Source organism: Candidatus Streptomyces philanthi, assembly GCF_059553635.1.
Map to the genome: position 1 here is coordinate 1 of NZ_JCANQV010000347.1, position 5,553 is coordinate 5,553.

The 5,553-nt window shown below is 73.1% G+C and carries 4 protein-coding genes; 1 reads left to right on the forward strand and 3 read right to left on the reverse strand.

Annotated elements, in window-relative coordinates; translation table 11 throughout:
• The 3 genes from kdpB to kdpF form a co-directional block, all read right to left on the reverse strand.
• On the reverse strand, window positions 1–1,605 hold a 1,605-nt coding region (gene kdpB / locus AC51EU_RS26460; protein ID WP_496269601.1), incomplete at its 3' end, for a potassium-transporting ATPase subunit KdpB.
• The gene (kdpA, locus tag AC51EU_RS26465) at window positions 1,605–3,269 is read right to left on the reverse strand and encodes a potassium-transporting ATPase subunit KdpA (RefSeq protein ID WP_496269602.1); all 1,665 of its coding nucleotides are present in this window, start codon (window positions 3,267–3,269) and stop codon (window positions 1,605–1,607) included. The genes kdpB and kdpA, both read right to left, overlap by 1 nt.
• Window positions 3,270–3,303: 34 nt before the next feature.
• On the reverse strand, window positions 3,304–3,393 hold the full coding sequence (gene kdpF / locus AC51EU_RS26470; protein WP_496269603.1) for a K(+)-transporting ATPase subunit F: 90 nt from the start codon (window positions 3,391–3,393) through the stop codon (window positions 3,304–3,306).
• 270 nt (window positions 3,394–3,663) lie between these two features.
• Between kdpF and AC51EU_RS26475 the strand changes: the two genes are divergently transcribed.
• Window positions 3,664–5,553 (forward strand): DUF4118 domain-containing protein (locus AC51EU_RS26475; protein ID WP_496269604.1); only part of this gene is annotated, 1,890 nt, incomplete at its 3' end.

The following is a 5,553-nucleotide window of genomic DNA, read 5'->3' on the forward strand; positions in this document are numbered from 1 at the left end:
CCCCGTCATCGCGACGAGCTTCCCGCCGGCCTGCTCCCGCTTGATCAACGCCATCTTGTCCTCCGGCGTCGCCTCCGCCAGGAAGTCGTCCACCCCCGCCTCCTGCGCGATCGCCCGCGCCGTCAGCGGATTGTCACCCGTGATCATCACCGTCCTGATGCCCATCCGCCGCAGCTCGGCGAAACGCTCCCGCATCCCGTTCTTCACCACGTCCTTGAGGTGGATGACGCCGAGGACCCGGGCGGTGCCGGTGCCCTGGTGCCGTACGACCTCCCCGACGACCAGGGGGGTGCCGCCGCTCGCGGCGATGCCGTCGACGACCGGGCCGACCTCGTCGGTGGGATGTCCGCCGTGGTCGCGGACCCAGCGCATCACCGCGGTCGCCGCGCCCTTCCGCAGCGAGCGCGCCCCCTCCCCCGTGTCGCCCAGGTCCACCCCCGACATCCGGGTCCGCGCGGAGAACGGGACGAACGCCGCGTGCGCCAACTCCCCCTCACCGCGCCCGCGCAGCGCGTACTTCTCCTTGGCGAGGACCGCGATGGAGCGGCCCTCGGGCGTCTCGTCGGCGAGGGAGGCCAGTTGGGCGGCGTCGGCGAGTTCCTCCCTGGCGATGCCGCCGACCGGCACGAAGCCGGTGGCCTGCCGGTCGCCGAGGGTGATGGTGCCGGTCTTGTCGAGCAGCAGGGTGTTGACGTCACCGGCCGCCTCGACGGCGCGCCCGGACATCGCCAGGACGTTGCGCCGGACGAGCCGGTCCATGCCGGCGATGCCGATGGCCGAGAGCAGCGCGCCGATGGTCGTCGGGATCAGCGCGACGACCAGGGCGGCCAGAACGACGATCGGCTGCTCGGCACCCGCGAAGACGGCGAACGGCTGAAGGGTGACCACGGCGGTCAGGAAGATCAGGGTCAGTGAGACCAGCAGGATGTCGAGGGCGATCTCGTTGGGCGTCTTCTGCCGGGTGGCGCCCTCCACCAGGGCGATCATCCGGTCGATGAAGGTCTCGCCGGGCCTGGAGGTGATCTTGACGACGATGCGGTCGGAGAGCACCTTCGTCCCCCCGGTCACCGCGGACCGGTCCCCGCCGGACTCGCGGATCACCGGCGCCGACTCCCCCGTGATCGCCGACTCGTCCACACTCGCCACGCCCTCGACGACATCGCCGTCCCCGGGGACGGTCTCTCCGGCCGCCACGACCACGTGGTCGCCGGGCCGCAGCGCGGTCGCCGGGACCGTCTCCTCGGCGGGCTCCGGCGCGCCGGGGCGCGGGGGCGCGGAGAGCCGGCGGGCGACGGTGTCGGTCCTGGTCCGCCGCAGGGCGTCGGCCTGGGCCCGGCCGCGTCCTTCGGCGACCGCCTCGGCGAGGTTGGCGAAGACGACGGTCAGCCACAGCCACGCGGTGATCATCCAGGCGAAGACACCCGGGTTCCTCAGCGCCGACAGTGTGGTCAGCACCGCACCGACCTCCACCACGAACATCACCGGGTTCCTGACCATCGTCCGCGGGTCCAGCTTGCGCAGCGCGGCGGGCAGGCACATCACGAGCTGCCGCGGGTCCGCCCGCCCGCCGGGGACGCGGCGGGCGGGTGCCTGCCTCGGTGACATCAGCGCAGCCCTTCCGCGAGCGGTCCCAGCGCGAGCGCGGGGAAGTAGGTGAGGCCGACGAGGACGAGCACCACCGCCGTCAGCAGCCCGACGAACTGCGGCCGGTGGGTGGGCAGGGTACCCGCGGTCACCGGCACGGCCCGCTGCCGTGCCAGGGAGCCGGCGAGCGCGAGGACGAACACCATGGGCAGGAAGCGGCCCAGCAGCATCACCAGACCGAGGGCGGTGTTGTACCAGACGGTGCCGGCGGAAAGGCCCGCGAACGCGGAGCCGTTGTTGTTGGCGCCGGAGGCGAAGGCGTAGAGGACCTCGGAGAATCCGTGCGGCCCGTGGTTGAGCATCGCCGCCCGCTCGCCCGGCAGCGCCATCGCGACCCCGGCCCCGGCCAGGACCAGCGCCGGGGTGGTGAGGAGGTACAGCGAGGCGAACTTCATCTCCCGGCCCCCGAGCTTCTTGCCCAGGTACTCGGGGGTCCGCCCCACCATCAGACCGGCGACGAACACGGTGACGACGGCCAGGATCAGGATGCCGTAGAGGCCCGATCCCACGCCGCCGGGGGCGATCTCACCGAGCATCATGTGGAGAAGGGTCATACCGCCGCCGCCCGGGGTGTACGAGTCGTGGGAGGAGTTGACCGCGCCGCACGACGTCAGTGTGGTGGACGCGGCGAACAACGCCGAAGCCCACACACCGAACCGCTGCTCCTTGCCCTCCAGCATCCCGCCGGCCGCGTGTCCCGCCGAACTGCTCAGCCCGTGCAGTTCGTTGGCGGTGACGAGGGCGACCGACACCGCCCAGATCAGCGCCATCACGGCGATGACCGCGTGGCCCTGCCGTACGTCGCCGGCCATCCTCCCGAAGGTGCGGGGAAGGGCGACCGGGAGAACGAGCATCAGGTAGATCTCCAGCCAGTTGGTGAAGGGGGTGGGGTTCTCGAAGGGGTGGGCGGAGTTGGCGTTGAAGAAGCCGCCGCCGTTGGTCCCCAGTTCCTTGATCGCCTCCTGGGAGGCAACCGGCCCTCCGGGGATGCTCTGGTGCCCTCCGGCGAGGGTGCCGATCGTCCGTACACCGTGGAAGTTCTCGATCACCCCGCCGGCCACCAAGACCACCGCGGCGACCACGGAGAGCGGCAGCAGCACCCGCAGCACGATCCTGGTGACGTCCACCCAGAAGTTGCCGACCCGTTCGGTCCGCTCCCGGGTGAAGCCCCTCACCAGCGCGGCGACCACGGCGATGCCGACCGCCGCCGACACGAAGTTCTGCACCGCCAGCCCGGCCATCTGCACCAGGTGCCCCATCGTCGTCTCGCCCGGATAGGACTGCCAGTTGGTGTTGGTGACGAAGGAGGCCGCCGTGTTGAACGACAGGTCGGGCGGCACGGGCGGCAGCCCCAGGGAGAGCGGCAGCAGGTTCTGGAGCCGCTGGAAGGCGTACAGGAACAGCACCGACACCGCCGCGAAGGCGAGCACACCGCGCAGATACACCGGCCAGGGATGTTCCGTGCCGGCGTCCACCCCGCCCACCCGGTAGAGCAGGCGCTCGACCCGCCAGTGGCGCGGCGAGGTGAGGGCGTGCGCCATCAGGTCGCCCAGCGGCCGGAAGGACAGGGCGAGCGCCACCACCAGGGCGAGGACCTGGAGCCAGCCCGCGAGGGTGTCGTTCATGTGCGCCTCCCCGGGGCGTGGGTGGCTGCCGGCCCTAGAACTTGTCGGGGAAGATCAGGCAGAGCACGAGGTAGACCGCCAGGCACACGGCCACGATCAGGCCGACGATGTTGTCGACGCTCACAGTCGGCCCGCCCCCTTCGCCACCAGGCCGATCACGGTGAACACCAGGACGGTGAGGACGACGAACACGAGGTCCGGCATGGGCGGCACACCCCCCGTGGGACGGCGAGGGACACGATCGGCCACCGACGCTACCGCCCGGCACCCGCCCTCCGGCCCGACACGCCGCGGCCGAACGGGGAGTCCTGCGCCGCCCTTGGTGAGCGCACCATGGAAGGACGGAAGGCGGCCACTGGCGCGGTGGCCGCAGGGAAGCGGCAGGAGCCCGCCGGTGCCAGACGTACGCGGACGGTTGCGGATCTACCTGGGGGCCGCCCCCGGGGTCGGGAAGACCTACGCCATGCTCCAGGAAGGCCAGCGGCTGCGCGCCCAGGGCGCGGATGTCGTCGTCGGGTTCGTCGAACCGCACGGGCGGCGGCCGACCGCGGCGATGGCCGAGGGCCTGGAGACCGTCCCCCGCCGCACCATGACCCACCGCGACGCGGTCTTCACCGAGATGGACACGGACGCGGTGCTGGCCCGCGCGCCGCAGGTCGCACTGGTCGACGAGCTGGCGCACAGCAATGTGCCCGGCTGCCGCAACCCCAAGCGCTGGCAGGACGTCGGGGAACTGCTCGACGCGGGCATCGACGTGGTGACCACGCTCAATGTGCAGCACCTGGAATCGCTCAACGACGTCGTACGGCAGATCACCGGGGTCGTCCAGCGCGAGACGCTGCCCGACGAGGTGGCCCGGCGCGCCGACCAGATCGAGCTGGTCGACCTGCCGCCCGAGGTGGTGCGACGCCGGATGGTGCACGGTGACATCTATCCCGCGGACCGCATCGAGGCCGCCCTCACCCACTACTTCAGGGTCGGTAACCTGACCGCGCTGCGCGAGCTGGCGCTGCTGTGGCTCGCCGACCGGGTCGAGGAGGGCCTTCAGCGCTACCGCAGCGAGCACGGCATCGCCGCGCCGTGGGAGACCCGCGAGCGCATCCTCGTCGGGCTGACCGGCGGCCCCGAGGGCGCCACCCTCGTCCGCCGCGCCGCCCGGATCACCGCGCGGACCCCCGGCAGCGAGCTGCTGGCCCTGCACGTGGTCCCCGGCGAGGGCCTCGCGGGCGCCGCGCCGCCCGCGCTGCGGGAACAGCGCGAACTGGTGGAGTCCCTCGGCGGCAGCTACCACCAGACCACCGGGGAGGACGTCGCGGCGGCGCTGCTCCAGTTCGCGGAGGCCGAGAACGTCACCCAGATCGTGCTGGGGGCCAGCCGCCGCGGCCGGTGGTCCGCGGCGCTGCGCGCGGGGGTGGGACGGCGGACGATCCGCGCCTCGGGCCCCATCGACGTGCACATCGTCACCCATGAGCAGGCCGTGGGCCCGGCCGTGCCCCGGCTTCCGCGTCCGGTCCGCGGCACGGGACCGCGGCGGTTGTGGGCCGCGACCGCCGGTGCGGCCGTACTGCTGCCCGTGCTGACGGTGGTACTGGCCTCGGTGCGCGGCACCGTCGGTCTCGCCGCCGACCTGCTGCTCTACCTCCTCGTGGTCGTCGCGGTGGCCCTGACCGGCGGGCTCGTCCCCGCGCTGCTCACCGCGCTCGCCGCCGTACTCATCGCCGGCTACTGGTTCGCCGCTCCCCCGCACTCCTTCTCCTTCGCCCGCCCCGAGGAGGCCGTGGCCGTCGCGGTGTTCGCCGTGACCGCCGTGCTCGTCGGCACCGCGGCGGGGACGGCGGCCCGGCGCACCCACCGGGCGCAGCGCGCCCTCACCGAGGCCCGTGCCCTGACCCGGCTGGCGACGGCGATGGCCCATGGCCAGGACCTGCCGGACCTCCTGGAACAGGTGCGGGAGAACTTCGGTCTGGCGGCGGTCAGCCTCCTCGAACGCGACCGGGAGCACGCCGCGGAGCCGCGGTGGTACGTGATCGCCAGCGCCGGGGAGCGGGCACCCGAGCGGCCCTACGACGCGGAGGTGACCGTACCCGTCGACGACGATCTGGCGCTGAGCGGCCGGGGCCGCGCGCTGGGCGCGGACGACCAGCGGGTCCTCACCGCGTGCGCGGCCCAGCTGGGCATGGCGCACGTCCACGGCAGGCTCGCCCGCAGGGTCGCGGAGACCGACACCCTGGCCGCCGGCGAACGCACCCGGGCCGCGCTGCTGCTCGCCGCCGTCCGCAGCGGC

Excerpts from the sequence above, each read along its gene's own strand:
- kdpA (WP_496269602.1), bottom strand. The coding sequence starts at position 3,269 with ATGAACGACACCCTCGCGGGCTGGCTCCAGGTCCTCGCCCTGGTGGTG.